We start from the raw sequence: 20,562 nt of genomic DNA, 5'->3' as shown, positions 1-20,562 counted from the left end.
GCATAAAAAAAGGCCGTGACTTAATTCTGTTCGACAGGTTAAAAGTCATCGGCTTGATACATAAACGGCCGCAAGCATTCGAGTTTTCCGAATGCTTGCGGCCGTTTATGCTTATGGGGACATGATTACGAAGCCGATCATGTTCCCTTTTGATTATTTATTCAGTTGGTGTTCCTTAAACTGCTGTAGGTTAGCAGGGGTGGGGTTCAACTTTTGCCACTTAGTAGTTAAGAATTGGTCGCTCAACCGGTAGTGTGGTGCTGGCTGCGACTTTTCAATAAAGTGACTGCTAGTTTGATCAAACTTGACCCAACCAGCCCAACCAATATGGATGGTATCTTCCATAAATGAAGTTTTACCACCATCGTGTGATAGGTCAAGGACATGGTTAAAGCCCTGTTCACGTAGTTGGAACTTAATCTTTTCCACTGAACGGTAGTACATTGACATGTTTAGGCCAGTGAACTTTTCCCACTTAGCATTAACCGGTGGGATAACAAATAAGACATTGGAATTGGTATTCTTAAACTGATTTAAGACCACCTGCAGATCACCATATTCCGGCGAGGAGGTATAGTTGATCTTCTTTTGAGTTCCTGCCAGATGTTTCTCGTTCGGCTTAATTCGCTTTGTGTAGAAACTATTCTTAACCCGGAAACGGTTGTTAGTAGTATCGTGCTCACCCGTCTTAACAGCGTCGTGGTAGAGGGCGTCGTAATTGTACTTCTTAGGTAGTTTTTGGATGTTGGGCAGGATGTACCTTTGGTAATTCTGGTTAATCTGGAATTCAGAGAAAAGGGCATCCTCATGTTCAAGCATCTTCACCCGGGTATTGATGACCAGCCGGTCCCAACGATTAAGGGAGTGACCAGCGGCAATCTTACGGGCAGCGGCCCCAACCGTACCATCAGTACCGATTAAACTCAGTAAACGACGGGCTGTATAGCGGTCGTAGGGGGAGTTCGGGTTGGCTTTTTGCAGCCAGGTTAAGTTGGCAAACGAGCCGTTGTAATACTTAAAGGCGGGTGCCATCACCCCTTGCTTGGTAAACCATTGTGGGGAGATGATGTAGACAGCTTTTTGGTCCTTCATCTCATTTTCCATTGAGTTAATGTTAAAAAACTGTGGTAATGACTGGGTGCCCCGTGACCCAAACAGGAAGGGGGTGTAGTTGTGATAACGTGCTGCCATCACTGATGGGTGGTAGCGATCCATCCGGCGTAACTCACTCGAGCCAAAGAAGGGGACGAAGTTAACGTGGCGGTCGCGCAAAGCCTGCTTTTTAATCGATTGATTCTTAAAAACAATGGGACTCAGCGAAACCGCAGCCTGTTTTTCTATCTGGGTACTGTGCCGGCCCTTAATTGGCAAGGAAAAGAGTACTAGTACCAAGACAAACGCCAGAATAACGGGGCCAAAAATTGACCACAGTTTCCGGCCATTATGCATTTTGAAGCTCCTTTACCCGTTGTTCAATCTTTTCCACCGTGTTCCATTGGCTCCGGTCAAATTCAGAAACCGGAACTTGGACCCCAAATTGATCTTGTAAACCAAGTAAAAGGCTAACCGTTGCCATCGAGTCGAGAAGACCACTGGTAAACAGGTCTTGGGAAGCATCACTGAAGTCAGCAGCGTCACGGCCAGTAGCATCGGCTAAAATGTTAATAATTTGTTCTTGCATAATAATATTCCTCCTAAAAAATGGTTGGTGGCTAGTTAAAGAAGTAGGTATTTAAGAAACCACTGAAAATCAAAAAGGTAAACATAACAAAGTTAAAGGTAATAAAAATAGCGATTCCGGTAGTAAGCCGGTTATGCGGTAGGTTAGGTAAGTGCTTCCGCTTGTAACGGAGCCACCAATCGTTGACTACCAAGGCAATCCCATGCAGAAAACCGTACAGGATGTAATACCAGGTAATCCCGTGCCAAAAGCCCATCAACACCATGTTAAGCATGTAGGCAGTGGATGACAAGGCATTCCGGTTTTTAAACCACCGCTTTTTGGTGGCCATGAAAACGAACCGCATGAAGATGTAGTCCCGGAACCAGAAGGACAGGCTGATGTGCCAGCGGTTCCAGAATTCCTTGATATTCTTTGACTTAAATGGCTGCTTAAAGTTCATTGGCGTCTTCACACCCATGAAGTATGAAATGGCCACGGCGAAAAGTGAGTAACCAGCAAAGTCGAAGAAGAGGTAGAAACCGTACGTGTACATTACCCCGAGCATATGCCAGGTAAAGGGACTATTGTCCATCAGGGCAAGGCGTTCGAAAAACGGGTAGAAATGTTGGCCAAAGAAGTAGCCAATCACGAACTTGTACAAAAAGCCGAGGAACAAGTAGAAGATCCCCTTGCTGACCAGGCTTAAGTATTCGTCACGCGCGGGAACTTTTTGGTAGTCCTTTTCAAAGCGCCGGTAACGGTCAATTGGTCCGGAAGTAATCGTGGGCATAAATAGGATGAAGCGGATAAACTTCCAGGGGGAAATTTCCTTAACCATCCCATCACGGGTTTCGATCACGGTACCCACCGCCCGGAAAGTTAGGTAGGAAATCCCGAGGAAACCTAATAGTGAGTTATGGCCAACCATTGTTGGCGAGAGTTTAACGATCACCAGGGGGAGAATTGACAGCCCCGAAATAAGGTAAAAGATTCCGGCCGCGTTTTGCTGTTTGCGGTAGTGACTATAAAACATTACTAAGATGGTTTCATAAATCACATAGCAGATCAAAGAAATTCCCTGCTGCCAGCTGTTACCATCAAACATCAAGAAGATGAAGATGAAACTAATTAATACTTCATACCAGCTAAAACGTTTGCCAAAGTAAAGGCCAATCCCCAGCGGTAAAATGGCAAGGATTAAGTAGAAAAAGTAGACTGGGGTTCCGTAGGCACTAAAGTTCGGTAGGCTAGAAATCCAATTAACCATTACTGGTTAACCTCTTTAATCATTTGCTTAACTGCAATCTTGCCGTTTGCAGACATCGGGAAGCTTTCCCGGTAAACAAATTGAGTAGGCATCATGTATGGCATGATGAGGTCCTTTAGGCTTTCCCGAATCTTTTGGGTCCGGTCGTTTTCACTATCGGTTGTTTCCTTTGGAATTACGGCAGCAATCAGGTGGGCAACCTTACCATCCCGGTTGTACTTCGGTAGGGCGACCGCCTGTTTGATCAGGGGACTCTTCTCTAGACTGGCCCGGACCTCGTCAAGTTCAATCCGGAAACCATGTAACTTAATCTGAAAATCCATCCGTCCCTTATGGTGCAGCAACCCATCCTCGTCCAGGATACCGGCATCACCGGTTCGGTAGGCGTGCTGGCCGTTGAGGGTGAAGAAGGCCTGCGCGGTCTTTTGCGGGTTATTCATGTAACCCTGTGCTACGCTGTCACCAGCAATAATGATTTCACCCTGTTGGCCGGGCGTGGTTAGTTGTTGGTCGCCGTTCCAAATTGACAGTTCGATTCCTGGTTTAGCATAACCAACGGGAAGGCGGTCACTGTTAGCGAGAATCTCAGGGGTAATTTCTACTCCCGAAACGGCGACCGTTGCTTCGGTCGGCCCATAGGTATTAAAGATATGGGCGTGTGGGAAACGCTGGTGCAGGTTCTTAGCCGTTTTAACGGTTAATTCCTCACCACAAAAGAGAAAATGGGTCAGTCCAGGCATTTGTTGTTCATTAAAGGCCGGACTCAGCATTAACATGTCAACGAACGACGGGGTACCAACGAAGACATTTAAGTCTAGCTTTGGCAAGGCAGTGAAGAGCTGGCCAAAGTTTTCAACGACCGCATGCGGGATGGCCTTAACCGTGCTTCCACTCATGAGGGCGGGGTAAAGGAACATGTTAGAAAGGTCAAACGAGTACGGTGGTTGACCTAGATAGTTGGCCCGTTGCGGTAAGTTAAAGTCGGCACCTAGCATCCAGTCGATAAAGGTCAATAAGTTGTCGTGGCTAACTTCAACCCCCTTGGGTGACCCGGTTGTTCCAGAAGTAAAAAGAACGTAGGCAAGGTCATTACCACTTACAGGGTGTTCGCTAGTTAGTGGCTGTGCATCGGCAATAACGGTTGCTAGTTGTTCCTTTGCGATTACCGGTACAGTGACCGTTAATTGGTCGCTGGGAAACGGATCGATTGCCAAAATTAAACTGGGCTTACCAGTATCAAGGATGGACTGGATCCGTGGCAGTGCCGAGTCAGATGATACTGGAATGTATGAATGACCGGTCTTGAGCGCCGCCATGAAGCTAGCAATCATTTCAACCTGATGGTCACCAAAAACTAACACTGGACTGTGCTCGGGCAATGACTGTTGGTCAAGCCAGGCTGCCAAACTATCGGCAGCAGTTTTGAGTTGTCCATAGGTGGTGTGCTTCCCCATCTCGTCATAGGCCACCTGGTCAGCGTTGGCCGTAGCGATTTGGTCGAAAGCAGTAACAATGTTCTTAATCATTTTTCTTTCTTCCTCCACGTTAGAATTCATTATAAATAAACGGTTCTTGACCTGCGCCGTAGTACCCGTATAGGTAAACTAACAGGAGAATAACGGCAAAATAAAAAACCGTCTTTAGTATGAACTTTAGTGTGGGATGATTCTTAACGCTTTTTAGGATTATGAATCACTCCTTCCGTATAAAAATTACCACGATTCACTGTAAGAATGAACTACCCAGGTTAAATTTAACCTTTTTATAATTAATTACTGGACTTACAATCAATGCTCTGGCAACATGTAAGATTATAGCTCAATCGATGGTCGGGCTAAAGTAGCAATTGGTGGTTTGATAAAACCGCGGAATGGTTGTGCGCTTACCATTGATTTTTGCTAAAATGAGAGGCAATACCAAAATGGAGAAAGTGAGTAAAAAATGATTAGTGGTCGCTTAAGAAATACCGAATACGTGATTAATTTACGGGCGTTACAGGACAACATCCAAGCACAACGGGCCGTCTTGCCAGCCGATAGTAAGATCCTGGCGGTGGTTAAGGCCAACGCCTATGGTCATGGCTTAGTGCCGGTAGCACAGGCGGCAATGCATGCCGGTGCCACTGGAGTCTGTGTGGCGATTCTTGATGAGGCGTTAGAATTGCGCGACTGTGGTGTGGATGCAATTACACTTGTTTTGGGGATCACTCCGGTTGAGGAGGCCAACGTAGCTGCTGAAGCAGGGGTTTCATTAACCGTTGGCTCATTGGACTGGTTGATTAAATACCACCAGTTTGCCCGGCAGTTTAACTGGAATAAGCCGCTAAAGGTTCACCTTGCGATTGATACGGGGATGGGGCGGATTGGCTTTACCAACGTGGCTGAATTTGACCAGGCGGTGAAGATCCTTCGTCAGTATCCTGAATTTGATTTTGAAGGGATGTTTACCCACTTTGCGACGGCGGATAGTGCGGATGCAACTTACTTTAACCGCCAATACACCCGCTGGCAGAAGTTTATTGATAGTTTGGATGAATTACCGCCATATACTCACATGGCTAACTCGGCAACCGGTCTCTGGCACCGGCAGCAAATTACGGCCAATACGGTGCGGATGGGAATTTCAATGTATGGTTATAACCCTTCTGGTAAGGAACTTACGACGGATCTGAAGCTTCAACCCGTCGGGACCTTAAAGTCCGCCATCTGTTTCGTGAAAAAGTTGCCGGCGGGTGAGTCGGTTTCATACGGTGCTACTTATACGGCCCAGCAAGATGAGTGGTTGGCGACGGTACCGATTGGGTATGCCGATGGTTATCCGCGGTGTATGACCGGCTTTAAGGTATTGGTGGATGGCCAGTATTGCCCGATTGCCGGCCGGGTTTGCATGGATCAGATGATGATCCGTCTACCAAAATACTACCCGGTCGATACACCGGTAATCTTAATGGGAAGGTCCGGAGATAAGGAGATTACAGCAGAAGACCTAGCCGAACAGGCCCAAACGATTAACTATGAAATCTTAACGAACTTTAATAACCGGATCCACCGTAGTTATCATGATTAAGGAGCAGAGGAATAGTGCGCAAGCAGGTAAAACGGGGCGAAATTTATTATGCAGATTTATCACCGGTGGTCGGTTCCGAACAGGGGGGAATCCGGCCGGTGGTAATTCTCCAAAATGATGTGGGCAACCACTATAGCCCAACGGTAATTGTTGCGGCAATTACTACCCAGGTGCAGAAAAATAATTTACCAACCCATGTACTATTAGCGAGTGATGAGACTTCATTGGCCCATAATTCGATGATTCTATTGGAGCAGGTTCGCACAATTGATAAGCAACGTTTACAAGACCGGATCGCCCAGCTAAGGGCACCGCGGATGCGCCAGGTGGACCGGGCATTAAAGGTGAGCCTCGGCCTGCACTAGTGGCGTTATAGTAAACAGGCCCCCAGCATTGGAGCTTTGCCAACGCTGGGGGCCCGTTTATTTTTAGTATTGGTGTTTAAGGTCTTCAATTTCAAGGACCGCAAAGCCCTTTTTCTTTAGCCGGTGGACAATCTTGACCATTTTATCGTGGTCCACATCGGCTGGCAGGGTAAAGAGGACTTGTTTAACCGCGGAGTGCTCAGGGTCAAAGGAGAGGACATTGACGATTTGGCAGTACCGGGTAATTTCCTTGCTGGCGGTCATTAATGAACCCCGTTCGTCGGGGGTGGTAACCGTGAGGACGTAGCTGCCGTTGTTAACGTTCCAGCCCTCCGCCAGCATCCGTAGCATGCTGTTGTGGGTTAAAATACCGTAAAATTGGTTATCCTCGTTTAAAACCGCAATGTAAGGTAAATCGCGCATGGCAAAAAAGACCGAGAAAAAGGCGGACTTGATGGAAACAAACTTGGTGGCGTTTTTTAGCAGTGACGTCACTGGAAGGGACATGTCGCCGTTCCGGGATTTGTGCCGGTAGAGGTGCATCTTGTAAATATTTCCCCGGAAGATTCGTCCGGTTTGGTCCAATACTGGTACACACCGGAAGCCCGTATCCTCCAACAGTGTTAGAGCTTCGGCGAGGGTGGCCGTTTCTGGTAAGGTCGTGAGTTTATCCTTAGTTTTAATGAGTGAACTAAAAATCATGGTGAACTTCCTCTACTTCGTAATGTTAAGTGCACTGAACATCATAACATATTTTAGGATAGTATGAGAAAAAGATGAGAATAAAATAAAGGGGCTGGGGCGGAATATTTTAGTTTGACTAGTATCTACTGTATAATAGTAAAAGTTAACGCTGGACGGGAGATTGGCCCGTGCGGCCTTTTTGTATTCGAGATTATGAAGGGATGAAAAATAAGATGAAGATGATTGTCGGCCTAGGAAATATTGGAACCCGTTATGATGAGACGCGGCACAATACCGGCTTTATGGTTGTTGACCAGTTGGCCCGTGACTACCAATTGGGTGCCTTCACCCACCTTAAACAGGAGGCCGTCGCGGTTTCCGGAATGATTGATGGTGAAAAGGTGATGCTTGTTAAACCGACTACCTTTATGAACGATTCTGGTCGTGCGGTGGGACCGTTAGTTGATTACTACCACCTTGACCTGGCCGACCTAGTAGTGGTTAACGATGACCTTGACATGCCAGTTGGTAAGGTCCGTCTGAAGACCCACGGGGCCTCAGGTGGTCATAATGGCCTGAAGAGTATTATTAACGCCCTGGGAACGAAGAACTTTAACCGGGTTAAGCTGGGAATTGACCACCCGAAGAACGGAACCGTGGTTAGCCACGTTCTCGGTCGATTTAATAAGGACGAACGCCCTAAGTTTGATGCGGCGGTGGAAGTTGCCGAGCACGCCCTTGAAGATTGGATTAAGGGCGAAGACTTTGCCCACTTGATGAATGACTATAACTAAGAATTGAGGAGGAACTAACGGACTGTGCGCTTAGTAAACTTTATTGAAAAGACAACTGAATTTAAGAGTGTTGCCCAAAATTGGCAACCGGGAAAGCGACAGTTAGTTACCGGAATTTCGGGATCGGCCCGGACGCTTTTATTAGCGAGCCTAGTACGGACACGTCAGGAACCGCTCCTAGTTGTTACCGATAGCCTCAGTCAGATGGAAGAGTTAGCGGGGGACCTCGAAAACTTATTGACCGCCGATGAGGTCTATCAATTCCCCGTGGAAGAGGTATTAGCGGCGGAGGTGGCCACCAGTTCACCTAATTATCGCTTGCAACGGGTACAGGCGTTAAACGCCCTCAATAGCCACCGCCCGGTTGTGGTGGTGACGGCCGTCTCGGGATTGCGTCGGAACATTGTGGCCCCAGACTTTTTTGCCCAGTCGACCTTAAAGATTAAGGTCGGTGGGGAACTGGACCCCGAAGAGGCCCGCAACCGCCTGAGTGCAATGGGCTACCAGCTGCAAAAGATGGTTTTACGACCGGGGGACTTTGCCATCCGGGGATCGATCATTGATATTTACGCCCTCAACACCGACAATCCGGTCCGCGTTGACCTATTTGATACCGAGGTCGACTCGTTACGTTTCTTTGATGCCAGCACGCAAAAGAGCATTGATAATCTTAAAGAAGTTGAGGTCCTGCCAGCGACGGACCTGATTTTACCGCCGGCGGAATTCCCGCGTGTTAAGGCTGGCCTGACCAAAGAGTATGACCAGTTAAAGGCAGCGTTGGCTGATGGTGACGAGGATATTAGTCAACAGGTTAATAACCGCTTTACACCACTGTTGGCGGCACTTGGTGACCGCCGTCTGCCGAGTACCATGCTTGAATTTAGCAATCTTTTGTATCCTGAGCACCATTCTTTGTTGGACTACTTATCCGCTGAGGGCGCCGTTTACCTTGATGACTTCGGCCGCCTGAAGGAGACTGCTAACCAACAAGCGGCTGAAGACCAGGGATGGTTAAAGGATAAGGTGAAGTACCACCAACTGACGACGGCTCCGCAACTCGGCAACGACCTGGACGCACTGGTTAAAAATGACCACCACGCCCAGGTCTTTGGTGCCCTGTTTAAAAAAGGCATGGGTAACCTGCGTTTTAGCCAGTTGGTAGAGCTAACTAGCCGGCCAATGCAACGCTTCTTTGGCCAAATGCCACTATTAAAGTCTGAATTACAGCGCTGGGTTGACCAGGGGCAAACGGTGGTCCTCTTGGCCGCTAACCAGGAACGGCGAAAGCAAATTGCCCAAACCTTGGTAGACTTTAATGTCCCTGCAATTGAGACCGGATTAGATGACTTAATCGTCAACCGGGTCCAACTGGTGGCGGGAAGTCTTGATAATGGCTTTGAAATGCCGGCAGCAGGACTGGTCGTAATCACTGAAGGTGAGATGTTTAAGCAGGTTAAAAAGCGGCGCCACCGTCCCCAAAAGCTGGCCAATGCGGAACGGATCAAGAGCTATACCGACCTAAAACCGGGGGATTACGTTGTCCACGTTAATCACGGAATCGGGATCTTTAGCGGGATCAAGACGATGGAAGTTGATGGTGTCCACCAGGACTACATGATTATCAACTACCGTAATAATGCCCAGATTTTCGTACCAGTAACCCAGCTAAACCTAGTTCAAAAGTATGTTTCGGCCGAATCAAAGACGCCACGTATTAACCGGTTAGGTGGGAATGAATGGGCGAAAACGAAGCGGCGGGTTGCCTCTAAAGTTGAAGACATCGCCGATGAATTGGTTGACCTTTACGCTAAACGGGAGGCCGCTAAGGGCTATGCTTTCCCTGCCGATGATTATCTACAAGACCAGTTTGATGCCAACTTTCCGTACACGGAAACGCGGGACCAGTTACGCAGTATTAAGGAAATCAAGCGGGACATGGAAAAACCACGGCCGATGGACCGGCTGCTGGTCGGCGACGTTGGCTATGGTAAGACCGAAGTAGCAATGCGGGCAATCTTTAAGGCGGTTACCGGTGGTAAGCAGGTGGCCTTCTTGGTACCAACGACGGTGTTGGCACAGCAGCACTTTGATACCTTAAGCAAACGCTTTGCTGGTTTCCCGGTTAAGATTGCGCTGATGTCACGGTTTAAGACCGGAAAGGAATTAAAGGAAACCGATGCCGGCCTAGCTGATGGCAGCATTGATATCGTTGTGGGAACCCACCGGATCCTGTCTAAGGATGTCCAGTTTAAGGACCTGGGGCTCGTCATTATCGATGAGGAACAACGCTTTGGTGTTAAGCATAAGGAACGTTTGAAGGAACTCAAGAATAACGTGGATGTCTTGACATTGACCGCTACCCCAATCCCGCGGACACTGAACATGTCAATGCTTGGGGTGCGGGACCTGTCCGTTTTAGAAACTCCGCCGGCGGGTCGTTTCCCAATTCAAACCTACGTGATGGAACAAAATGACGGGGCAATCCGTGATGGCATCATGCGAGAAATGCAACGGGGTGGCCAGGTTTACTACCTGCACAACCGGGTTAATGACATTGAAGAAACCGTCGTCAAGCTCCAGAACCTGGTGCCGGAAGCCCAGATTGGCTATATTCACGGACAGATGAGTGAAAATGAGTTGGAAACAGTCCTCTATGAGTTTGTTCAGGGAAACTATGATGTTTTGGTAACCACTTCGATTATCGAAACCGGGGTTGATATTCCAAATGTTAATACCCTCTTCGTTGAAAATGCTGATCATTTAGGCCTGGCCCAACTTTACCAGATTCGGGGCCGGATTGGCCGGAGTAACCGGGTCGCCTATGCCTACTTTATGTACCAACCTAACAAGGTATTAACAGAACAGGGTGAAAAACGGTTAGCCGCAATCCGGGACTTCACGGAACTGGGGTCGGGATTTAAAATCGCTATGCGGGACCTCTCAATCCGTGGTGCCGGGAATATCCTTGGGAAACAGCAGCACGGCTTTATTGACTCGGTTGGTTACGACCTGTATTCGGCAATGCTGAACGAAGCGGTTGCTAAAAAGCAGGGGAAGAAAAAGACCAGCCGGGCCGATGCCGAAGTCGAACTTGGCGTGGAGGCCTACCTACCGGATAGTTATATCAACGACCAGCGGCAAAAGATTGAGCTATATAAGACTATCCGTCAGGCCCAAGACGACGATGAGCTGCTGGAGATTCAAGGCGACCTTATTGACCGCTTTGGTGACTACCCGACGGCGGTTGGTAACCTCTTATTGATTAGCAAGCTTAAGCAGCACGCTGATGAGGCGATGATCAAACAGATTAAGCGGCAGCGGGATAATATCATGATTACCTTTACGCCGGCTGGCAGTCACCTAATCAAGGCACCGACTATCATTAAATTACTTGCCCAAACCAAGTTTAAGGCCACGCTCGGTGAACAGGACCAGCAACTGACGGTTCGCCTGGTCATCCAGCCAAAGATGACGACGGCCGATTGGCTCAACCAGCTCCTTAAAGTAGTGACCGGGCTGAGTACGGCGGTAAATAATGATCAAACAAAGAAAGTTAAAGAATAATGGAGGGAAATTATGCGTTTAGATAAGTTCTTGAAAGTATCACGGATCATTAAGCGGCGGTCTGTAGCCAAGGAGATTGCAGACCAGGGGCGGATCCTTATTAATAACCTACCGGCTAAGTCATCAAGTAAGGTTAAAGTGGGCGATACCTTAACGATTAAATTTGGTAATAAAACCGAAACAATCAAGATCAACCGAATTGTTGAGACCACCAAGAAGAGTGAGGCCGAAGACATGTATGAATTACTTGATGAAACCTATGCCGAGGATTTTAATTAACATTTATAAAAAAAATGATATTTATTGCTACTAGATATGGACAGTAGCCCGGATACCTTGCTATACTTAAACTGTTATAAGCTAATAAAGTGAGGTAAAAGTATGAAGCGCCAGAGTGATAATAACGTATCACAGCTTAATACACCATATGTTCACAAGTTTTCGGCTGATCAGCATCGACGGCGAGTGCACATTCGCCGTTGCCGCCGAATTTTGTTGGCCTTTCTAGTGATTTTTATTATTTTGGGAGTGCAGATCTTCCAAAGCAAGCGGACCTTAGCAAGGGTAAATGGTAATATCAACCAATGCCAGGCCCAATTAAAGGAAGAACGACAAAATAGTCGGCAGCTTAAGCAACGGATTCGGCTTTTACATGACCCCGACTATGTTCAGCAGGTTGTGCGGGCTAAGTACAACTACTCGAAGAAGGGCGAAACCGTTTATAATTTAGATAACTAGTTACTTTTTGCGGGTGGGTTATGGTATACTCAACTATAATTAATTACAAATTCTTAGATGACTTGAGGAGGAGCTATTAGTTTCATGGCAATTGAAGTGGGAGCAAAGGTTTCCGGTAAAGTTTCCGGAATCACGAATTTCGGTGCATTTGTCGATTTGGATGATAACCAAACCGGGTTAGTGCACATCAGTCAGATTTCTGACAAGTACATTAAAGACGTCCATGATGTTTTATCGGTTGGTGACACGGTAACAGTTAAGGTAACCCGCATTGGCGATGATGGTAAGATTGCCTTGTCGATGAAGGCAGCTGCTCCGCATGAGCATCACGAGCATCGTGACCACGACCACCACTTCCATGGTGAGAATCAACACCACTTCCACCATGAAGGTCGGGGAAATGATTTCCATGGCCGGAATAACTACCACAATAGTTACAATGGTGGTCACCACAACCATAATAGTCATCAACATGAGGACTTTAATGATATGTTGGCAGGCTACCTCAAGGAAAGTGAATCACGCTTGTCGACACTGAAACGGCAGACGGACGGTAAGCGTGGTGGCCGTGGTGGCCGGCGGAGCTAAGTAGTCATGTCAAAATTAGAAGAAGACTTTAAGCGGCACCTGCAAAGGGGTCGCTTTTTTACTAACAATGATCGGGTCGTAGTGGCGGTTTCGACGGGGGTTGACTCCATGACCCTACTTGACTTGTTGTTACACTTACCGTCGACAATGCGTCCGCAGATAGTAGTGGCCCACGTTAACCACCTCTTGCGGGCCCAGAGTGTTGAAGAAGAAAGTTTTATCCGGGATTATTGCCAACAGCACAACCTAGAGCTACGGGTAACCCGGTGGCCCCAAGACCAGCATCCGGCAACCGGGGTTGAGGCGGCCGCTCGCCAGTTTCGTTACCACTTCTTTGCGGCGACAATGGCGGCGACTAATGCCCACTACCTCTTAACAGCCCACCACCAAAATGACCTGGCCGAGACAATGTTAATGAAGTTGGTACGGGGCGGTCAGTTGGGTCAATTGGTTGGGATCCGTGACCAACGGCCCTTTGCCGGTGGTCAGCTCGTCCGTCCCCTGCTACCCTTTGCCAAGCAGCGGTTGCGTTCATACGCCCGGGCCCATCATTTAAAATGGTATGAGGACCAGACTAATAATGATTTAGCGATTACCCGGAATCGTTACCGGCACCAGATAATTCCGGCGTTAGAAGAAGAAAATCCCCGCCTTTTGGACCACCTCAGTGCCTATCATCAACAGTTAACGGATTTAATAACGTGGGCCGATGGGCAGCTGGATCGTCAGCTGGCTGCCGTGGAGTCTGGTAATCGACTGGTGGTTGAACGCTGGCAAAAACTCCCTGTGCTTGACCGACGGTTGGTGTTAGAACGCTGGCTGGAACAGACGGTTTCAGCGGTTAAGCAACCTTTGATCGAAGAAGTGCTAAGGGCACTGGCTGATAATCAGGTGCGTCCGCAGCGTGAATGGCCCTTGCCGAATAACTATACGTTGGTAATTGACTATGGTAAATGTTTTGTCCAACCACCACAAAAAAAGTCGGTAAAGGGCCAAAAATACGGGACGACTGTGGTAGAATTGGGCCAATGGTATTGGGTAAATACCCGGGAGCAGATAATGCTTACGGCCGGACCAGCCCCCGAACAAGCCACGGCTGTTCAGGAAATGTGGTTAGCCCCGGCCCAGTGGCCACTGCGCCTGCGCTTATGGCGACCTGGTGACGCGTTACGACTCAAGGGTGGCGGTCGCCAAAAGGTTCGCCGGGTTTTAATTGACCAGAAAGTTCCTAACCGGGAGCGTGACCAGCAATTAGTACTGGTTGACGCTACCGGGACGGTTGTTTGGTTAATTGGTCGGAAGTGGAGCTGGTTTGACCGTCCCACTGACTACCGCCAACGTTGGCGACGGGTAAAGATTGCCATTCAAGAGCAATAGAGGAGAATTAGTATGAATAACGACATCGAAAAAGTGCTGTACAGTGAGGAAGAGATCCAAGCAACGATTGCTAAACTGGCCGACCAACTGTCTGAAGAGTATCGGGACAAGAATCCATTAATCCTGTGCGTTTTAACCGGTGCAGTTCTTTTTACGGTTGACCTGATTGAAAAGATGGATATTATGGCCCAGATGGACTTCATTGATGTTTCCACTTACTTTGGTGGGACCGCGACGACTGGTAATTTGAAGTTAATCCATGATATGACGAGTGATGTTAAGGGACGCAATGTCCTCATTACTGAAGATATCGTTGATAGTGGTCGGACCTTACAGTACCTTGTTAAGCTTTTGAAAGAACGGGGTGCCAAGAGTGTTAAGACCGTTTCCCTATTAAATAAGCCGGAGGGCCGTGAATTTGATGTCAATGTTGAATATTATGGCTTCAAAGTACCAAATGAATTTCTGGTTGGTTACGGCCTCGACTACAAGGGATACTACCGTAATCTTCCCTATGTCGGGATTTTGAAACCATCTGTTTATAGTGAAAATTAATTGTTAGCAATTTAATAGTCAACATTTGTCAAGTATGCTATGATAGTTGGTACAATTAATTATGTTGCTGGTAGATAGGAGGTTGTTATGAACAACAATCGGCGAAATAATAATTTTACTCATAACGTTCTCTTCTACGCAGTGATGTTCTTGTGCATTATGGGGATTGCCTACTTCTTCTTTGGTGGTAACCAATCCACTGGGCAGAGTAAGACGGTGACCCAGAGCGAGTTTATCTCTGAACTGAAGAGTAACAAGATTAAGAGTGTCCAGCTTCAGCCAAACGGTGGAGTTTATAAGGTAACCGGGACCTACCGGAAGCCACAAGCCAACAAGGGCAATGATTCCAACGGGGGCTTTGCTTTTTCTACGCAACGTAATAGCAAGGTTTCACAATTCCAGAGTTCAGTTCTCCAAAGCGATGTAACGGTTGGTCAACTGCAGCGTTATGCTAACAAGCATGATGTTCGGTTGAGCACCCGGGCCGAAGAATCGAACAGTGTCTGGATGAACCTGTTATTAACGGTCTTACCACTGGTCATCATGATTTTCTTCTTCTACATGATGATGGGCCAAGCAGGCCAAGGTGGCGGTGGCCGTGGAGTAATGAGCTTTGGTAAAACAAAAGCTAAACCAGCAGATGCTAAGAAGAACAAGGTTCGTTTCTCCGACGTTGCCGGTGAAGAAGAAGAAAAGCAGGAACTGGTCGAAGTTGTTGAATTCTTAAAGAATCCAAAGAAATTCACCAAATTAGGTGCGCGGATTCCATCCGGGGTCCTCTTGGAGGGGCCTCCGGGTACTGGTAAGACCTTACTAGCGAAGGCGGTTGCTGGTGAATCTGGGGTACCGTTCTTCTCAATTTCTGGTTCTGACTTCGTTGAAATGTTCGTCGGGGTTGGTGCTAGTCGTGTTCGGGACCTCTTTGACCAAGCTAAGAAGGCTGCACCAGCGATTATCTTTATTGATGAAATTGATGCGGTTGGTCGTCGCCGTGGTAGCGGCATGGGGGGCGGCCACGATGAACGTGAACAAACCCTGAACCAACTGTTAGTTGAAATGGATGGTTTCCAAGGCGATGAAGGAATTATCGTCATGGCGGCTACCAACCGGTCTGATGTTTTGGACCCGGCCTTACTGCGGCCAGGTCGTTTTGACCGGAAGATCCTGGTCGGCCGGCCAGATGTTAAGGGTCGTGAAGCGATCTTACGGGTTCACGCCAAGAATAAGCCATTGGCACCTGACGTGGACTTGAAAGAGATTGCTAAGCAGACCCCTGGATTTGTCGGGGCTGATTTGGCCAACTTGCTAAACGAAGCGGCTCTGTTAGCTGCCCGCCGGAACAAGACCCAGATTGATGCGACCGACTTAGATGAGGCTGAAGACCGGGTTATTGCCGGTCCAGCTAAGCATGACCGGGTACAATCACCACAAGAACGAAAGACAGTGGCCTATCACGAAGCCGGACACACGATTGTTGGTCTGGTTCTTAATGACGCCCGGGTCGTTCACAAGGTAACGATTGTACCACGTGGTCGTGCCGGTGGTTACGCGATTATGCTACCACGGGAAGACCAGATGCTGATGTCGAAGAAGAACGCTGAAGAGCAGATTGCCGGATTAATGGGTGGTCGTGCGGCCGAAGAGTTAATCTTCAAGTCACAATCTTCAGGTGCTTCCAATGACTTTGAACAGGCAACGCAGATTGCCCGGGCAATGGTTACTCAGTACGGAATGAGTGACAAGATCGGGCCAGTCGAACTGCAAAGTTCAGGCCAAGTCTTTACGGGGCAAGGTTATGATCAGTCAACCTACTCTGAAAAGACGGCGGCACTGGTTGACGAAGAAGTACGGCGGATCCTCAATGAAGGACATGAACGTGCTCTTCACATCCTGGAAACACACCGTGAACAGCATAAGGTGATTGCCGAAGCCCTGCTCAAGTATGAGACCCTGGATGAAAAAGAAATTCTTAGTCTGTACAAGACCGGTAAGATTCCGGAAAAGGCCCATGCGGATGCTGACAAGGATGCTTACGCACAGACCTTTGAAGAGTCAAAGCGGGCTCTGGAACGGATGGAAGATGAAAAGCGGGTTGATAAGGCTAACGAACAAAAGTCGTTACCTGATGACCAGGCTGAGCAGTCTAATGATGACCAACATGATTCTGGTACTGATCAACATTCCGATGATGATTCTGACCACTAGAATTAATAAAATGATAAAATAGGAGTGATTGAGCTAACTTAGCTCGCGCTCCTATTTTTATTTGCTGAGGAGGAAGATGAAAAGATGAAAACGACAGATTATTTAGTAAAAAGCATGACGAAGGATGGTAAATTTCGGGCCTATGCAGTTAATGCAACCCAGTTAGTGGAAAAGGCCCATGAAATCCATGATACCTGGTCAGCTTCATCGGCTGCGTTAGGAAGGACGCTGGTGGGGACCGTCCTGTTGGCAACGGCGGGCCTGGAAGGCGAAGCCGGGATGACGGTCAAAATTCAAGGTAATGGTCCGGTTGGCTACATCGTGGCTGACGGGACTGCAAAGGGGACCGTTAAGGGATACATGGGCAACCCCCACGTTAACTTACCGGCCAATAGTAAGGGGAAGATCGATGTGGCCGGTGCGGTTGGTACCAAGGGAACCCTTTCTGTTACCAAGATGACTCCTGGTGATAAGACCCCGTATACGGGTGAGGTTAACCTGGTATCCGGTGAACTGGGCGATGACTTTACCTACTACCTTGCCCAGTCGGAACAAATCCCCTCTGCGGTTGGCCTGTCGGTCTTCGTTAACCCCGATGACAGTATTGAAGTGGCCGGGGGCTTTATGATTCAGGTAATGCCCGGGGCTAGTGACGAGGAAATTAGTAAGCTGGAAAAGACGCTAAAGGGGCTACCACTGGTTTCTGAAATGCTTCGGGATGGCGATACACCGGAAGACATCTTAAAGAAGCTCTTTGGCGATGAGTTAAAGATCCTTGACCAAATGCCCGTCCGCTATGAATGTGATTGCTCCAAGCAACGGTTTGCTCATGCCTTAGAAAGTCTTAACACTAAAGACTTGAAGCAGTTGATCGATGAAGACCACCATGCCGAAACGGTTTGCCAATTCTGTGGTAAAAAGTATGAATTTAGTGAGGAAGAACTGCAACTAATTTATGACAAGAAGGTTGCTGATGCGGAAGCCGACAAGGAGATCGCCGAAAAGGAAAAGCAAGCAAAGGAAAGTAAGCAGGACGAACAGTAGTTACTTGGTTCCGGACCGGTTGGTGTGCTATTATGGTTGAGTTGTCGAACCAATAATAAAAGCACAACTGAAGCCAGCTCACTTGTGCCTAACTAGAATAATGAGGTGAAAGTATGAAGTGGAAGATTGGCGACGTCGAGATTCCTAACCAAGTAGTTGTTGCCCCGATGGCTGGTGTAACTAATTCGGCCTTTCGGGTGATTTGTAAAGAGTTCGGCGCTGGCTACGTAGTCTGTGAAATGATTTCCGACCGGGGAATTATGTATCACAATAAGAAAACGCTGAACATGATGGATGTCGACCCGAGCGAACACCCCATGGGCATTCAAATCTTTGGGGGAACTAAAGAAACGCTAGTGGAAGCGGCCAAGTATGTGGACGAGCATACGGCAGCTGATGTGATTGACATTAATATGGGGTGCCCAGTGAATAAGGTGGTTAAGACCGATGCGGGGGCCCGGTGGCTTCTTGACCCTAATAAGGTCTATGAGATGGTCTCCTACGTTACCGATGCGGTCAAAAAACCAGTAACGGTTAAAATGCGGACCGGCTGGGATGATAAGCACATCTATGCAGTTGAAAATGCGCTGGCTGCTGAACGGGCTGGGGCCGCGGCAATTGCCATGCATGGGCGGACCCGAAAACAGATGTATACGGGACACGCGGATTGGAATATACTAAAAGAGGTTGCTAGTCAACTCACGATCCCGTTCATGGCCAATGGTGATATCCGGACTCCGGAAGACGCTAAGAAGGTCCTCGATTTAACTGGGGCGACCGCGGCAATGATCGGGCGGGCCGCCATGGGGAATCCGTGGATGCTAACCCGGACTGAACACTACCTGGAAACAGGGGAATTGTTACCGGAAGCAACGCCAGCAAAGAAGATCCAAATGGCCAAGGAGCACCTTAACCGGTTGATTGACCTGAAGGGTGAGTACATTGGTGTCCGTGAATTTCGGGGCTTATCAACCTATTATCTGAAAGGAATTCCGCGGGCCGCCCGGACTAAGGCTAAGCTGGTAGAGGCAGAAACCCGCCAAGAGATGAATGACCTCTTTGATAACTTTGCGGAACAGACCGCAGAATGGGAAGCCCGGAAGGCTAGCAGGAAAGCAGCTCAATAAGAGGAGGAGAAATCTGTGTCACAAGAACTAGATCAAATGCGCGTTCGTCGCGAAAAGATGGAAGAATTGAAGAAAGCTGGCATTGAACCATTTGGCCGGCGCTTCAAACGTGACCACCTGGCACAACAAATTCACGACGAATACGATAAGTATGACAAGGAAGAACTAAACGAGAAGGGTGAAATGGTAATTATCGCCGGCCGGATGACCCGGAAGCGGAGCAGTGGTAAGGCTGGCTTTGCGGACTTTGTTGACCGGACTGGTAAGATTCAAGTTTACGCTCGTAAGGATATGGTCGGGGACGAACCATACCACATCTTCAAGCGGGCCGACATTGGTGACTTTCTCGGAATCGAAGGGGATGTTATCAAGACTAATACCGGTGAATTAACCGTTCGGGCCCACAAGATTACCTTCCTGTCTAAGGCATTGCGGCCACTTCCTAATAAGTGGGAAGGGGTTACGGACCCGGAGACGATCTACCGGCAGCGTTACCTGGACTTAATTTCTAACCCCGAGAGCTTCAAGCGGTTCCACCAACGGACGGCGATTATTAAGGCGGTCCGGAAGTACATGGATGACCATGGCTTTACGGAAGTAGAAACCCCAATTTTAAACACCCAGGCCGGTGGTGCCAATGCACGGCCATTTGTTACCCACCACAACGCCTTGGATATTGACATGTACCTCCGGATTGCGACTGAATTATACCTGAAGCGGTTAATTGTCGGTGGTTTTGAACGGGTCTACGAACTGGGCCGGATTTTCCGGAATGAGGGGATGGACCCGCACCACAACCCTGAATTTACGACGATGGAAACCTACGCAGCTTACTTTGACTTCCATGATGTGATGGATGAAACCGAAGGAATTGTTAAGGCTGCGGCTAAGGTGGTTTCCGATGATGGTCACGTTACTTACCAGGGTCACGATATTGACCTGGCTAGTGACTTTAAGCGGATCACAATGGTAGACGCCGTTAAGGAAAAGACGGGGATCGACTTTAGTGATGAGTCAATGACCGATGATGATGCAAAGAAGTTGGCTGATGAACACCATATTGAATACAAGCCATTCTGGAAGAAGGGCCACATTTTGAGTGCCTTCTTCGATGAGTACGTAGAAAAGACACTGATCCAACCAACCTTTGTTTATGAGTTCCCAGTCGAAGTGTCACCACTGGCTAAGCGGAACGCGGATAACCCGGACATGACTGATCGTTTTGAACTGTATGTCGATGGTAGTGAGTTGGCCAACGCCTTCAGTGAATTGAACGACCCAATTGACCAGAAGCACCGTTTTGAGATGCAAGCAGAGGAAAAGGCCAATGGTAACGATGAAGCGGAACCAGTGGACTTAGACTATGTTCAGGCCCTTGAATACGGGATGCCGCCAACGGGTGGTTTAGGTATCGGGATTGACCGGCTGGTAATGCTGCTGACCGATGCTAAGTCAATTCGGGATGTCATCCTCTTCCCAACAATGCGTCCGGAAAAGGAAACTAAGGATAGCAAAAAGGGTAAGA

19 protein-coding genes are annotated in these 20,562 nt (G+C 48.2%); 13 read left to right on the top strand and 6 right to left on the bottom strand.

Features of this window, described 5'->3' with window-relative positions:
• Positions 1 to 153 precede the first annotated feature (153 nt).
• From dltD to ACI31H_RS01955, 5 genes are read right to left on the bottom strand one after another with little or no spacing between them, the layout of a single operon-like run.
• Complete coding sequence (gene dltD / locus ACI31H_RS01975; protein WP_439770320.1) at positions 154 to 1,449, bottom strand: D-alanyl-lipoteichoic acid biosynthesis protein DltD; 1,296 nt, start codon at positions 1,447 to 1,449, stop codon at positions 154 to 156.
• Positions 1,442 to 1,681: a D-alanine--poly(phosphoribitol) ligase subunit DltC gene (gene dltC, locus ACI31H_RS01970; RefSeq protein WP_439770319.1), complete on the bottom strand. Its 240-nt coding sequence runs from the start codon at positions 1,679 to 1,681 to the stop codon at positions 1,442 to 1,444. The genes dltD and dltC overlap by 8 nt, the downstream gene beginning before the upstream one ends.
• 31 nt (positions 1,682 to 1,712) lie before the next feature.
• Positions 1,713 to 2,930 (bottom strand): D-alanyl-lipoteichoic acid biosynthesis protein DltB, encoded by a 1,218-nt coding sequence (dltB, locus tag ACI31H_RS01965; protein WP_439770318.1) that lies wholly within the window; start codon positions 2,928 to 2,930, stop codon positions 1,713 to 1,715.
• Complete coding sequence (gene dltA / locus ACI31H_RS01960) at positions 2,930 to 4,456, bottom strand: D-alanine--poly(phosphoribitol) ligase subunit DltA (protein WP_439770317.1); 1,527 nt, start codon at positions 4,454 to 4,456, stop codon at positions 2,930 to 2,932. The genes dltB and dltA overlap by 1 nt, the downstream gene beginning before the upstream one ends.
• Before the next feature lie 19 nt (positions 4,457 to 4,475).
• Positions 4,476 to 4,616: a teichoic acid D-Ala incorporation-associated protein DltX gene (locus ACI31H_RS01955; RefSeq protein WP_439770361.1), complete on the bottom strand. Its 141-nt coding sequence runs from the start codon at positions 4,614 to 4,616 to the stop codon at positions 4,476 to 4,478.
• A gap of 255 nt (positions 4,617 to 4,871) precedes the next feature.
• Here ACI31H_RS01955 and alr point away from each other — a divergent pair, with 255 nt between their 5' ends.
• Both alr and ACI31H_RS01945 read left to right on the top strand, forming a co-directional pair.
• Positions 4,872 to 5,996 carry an alanine racemase gene (alr, locus tag ACI31H_RS01950; RefSeq protein ID WP_439770316.1) on the top strand — a complete coding sequence of 375 codons (1,125 nt, stop codon included), beginning with the start codon at positions 4,872 to 4,874 and terminating at the stop codon, positions 5,994 to 5,996.
• Positions 5,997 to 6,007: 11 nt separating this feature from the next.
• Positions 6,008 to 6,361: a type II toxin-antitoxin system PemK/MazF family toxin gene (locus ACI31H_RS01945; RefSeq protein ID WP_439770360.1), complete on the top strand. Its 354-nt coding sequence runs from the start codon at positions 6,008 to 6,010 to the stop codon at positions 6,359 to 6,361.
• 63 nt (positions 6,362 to 6,424) lie between these two features.
• On the opposite strand, the gene cbpA is transcribed toward ACI31H_RS01945, so the two are convergent.
• The gene (cbpA, locus tag ACI31H_RS01940) at positions 6,425 to 7,063 is read right to left on the bottom strand and encodes a cyclic di-AMP binding protein CbpA (RefSeq protein ID WP_439770315.1); all 639 of its coding nucleotides are present in this window, start codon (positions 7,061 to 7,063) and stop codon (positions 6,425 to 6,427) included.
• Positions 7,064 to 7,278: 215 nt separating this feature from the next.
• On the opposite strand from cbpA, the gene pth reads away from it, so the two are divergent.
• The 11 genes from pth to lysS all read left to right on the top strand — a co-directional run.
• The gene (gene pth, locus ACI31H_RS01935; RefSeq protein ID WP_439770359.1) at positions 7,279 to 7,839 is read left to right on the top strand and encodes an aminoacyl-tRNA hydrolase; all 561 of its coding nucleotides are present in this window, start codon (positions 7,279 to 7,281) and stop codon (positions 7,837 to 7,839) included.
• Between the two features lie 24 nt (positions 7,840 to 7,863).
• Positions 7,864 to 11,403 carry a transcription-repair coupling factor gene (mfd, locus tag ACI31H_RS01930; protein WP_439770314.1) on the top strand — a complete coding sequence of 1,180 codons (3,540 nt, stop codon included), beginning with the start codon at positions 7,864 to 7,866 and terminating at the stop codon, positions 11,401 to 11,403.
• 12 nt (positions 11,404 to 11,415) lie between these two features.
• Positions 11,416 to 11,682 carry an RNA-binding S4 domain-containing protein gene (locus ACI31H_RS01925; RefSeq protein WP_289560537.1) on the top strand — a complete coding sequence of 89 codons (267 nt, stop codon included), beginning with the start codon at positions 11,416 to 11,418 and terminating at the stop codon, positions 11,680 to 11,682.
• 102 nt (positions 11,683 to 11,784) lie between these two features.
• Positions 11,785 to 12,141: an FtsB family cell division protein gene (locus ACI31H_RS01920; protein ID WP_439770313.1), complete on the top strand. Its 357-nt coding sequence runs from the start codon at positions 11,785 to 11,787 to the stop codon at positions 12,139 to 12,141.
• Between the two features lie 84 nt (positions 12,142 to 12,225).
• Positions 12,226 to 12,729, top strand: coding sequence for a S1 domain-containing RNA-binding protein (locus tag ACI31H_RS01915; RefSeq protein WP_439770312.1), 504 nt, complete (start codon positions 12,226 to 12,228; stop codon positions 12,727 to 12,729).
• Positions 12,730 to 12,735: 6 nt separating this feature from the next.
• Positions 12,736 to 14,106, top strand: a complete 1,371-nt coding sequence (gene tilS, locus ACI31H_RS01910; RefSeq protein WP_439770311.1) for a tRNA lysidine(34) synthetase TilS — start codon at positions 12,736 to 12,738, stop codon at positions 14,104 to 14,106.
• Positions 14,107 to 14,118: 12 nt separating this feature from the next.
• Positions 14,119 to 14,661 carry a hypoxanthine phosphoribosyltransferase gene (hpt, locus tag ACI31H_RS01905; protein ID WP_439770310.1) on the top strand — a complete coding sequence of 181 codons (543 nt, stop codon included), beginning with the start codon at positions 14,119 to 14,121 and terminating at the stop codon, positions 14,659 to 14,661.
• 87 nt (positions 14,662 to 14,748) lie between these two features.
• Positions 14,749 to 16,866, top strand: coding sequence for an ATP-dependent zinc metalloprotease FtsH (ftsH, locus tag ACI31H_RS01900; protein WP_439770309.1), 2,118 nt, complete (start codon positions 14,749 to 14,751; stop codon positions 16,864 to 16,866).
• A gap of 84 nt (positions 16,867 to 16,950) precedes the next feature.
• Positions 16,951 to 17,910 (top strand): Hsp33 family molecular chaperone HslO, encoded by a 960-nt coding sequence (gene hslO / locus ACI31H_RS01895; protein WP_439770308.1) that lies wholly within the window; start codon positions 16,951 to 16,953, stop codon positions 17,908 to 17,910.
• 113 nt (positions 17,911 to 18,023) lie between these two features.
• Positions 18,024 to 19,037: a tRNA dihydrouridine synthase DusB gene (gene dusB, locus ACI31H_RS01890; protein WP_439770307.1), complete on the top strand. Its 1,014-nt coding sequence runs from the start codon at positions 18,024 to 18,026 to the stop codon at positions 19,035 to 19,037.
• Positions 19,038 to 19,052: 15 nt separating this feature from the next.
• The coding region (lysS, locus tag ACI31H_RS01885) for a lysine--tRNA ligase (protein WP_439770306.1) at positions 19,053 to 20,562 on the top strand (1,510 nt) is incomplete at its 3' end.

Origin of the sequence: Limosilactobacillus sp., assembly GCF_051873035.1 — a bacterium.
GTDB lineage: Bacteria > Bacillota > Bacilli > Lactobacillales > Lactobacillaceae > Limosilactobacillus.
This window is presented reverse-complemented; position numbering and strand designations above follow the sequence as displayed.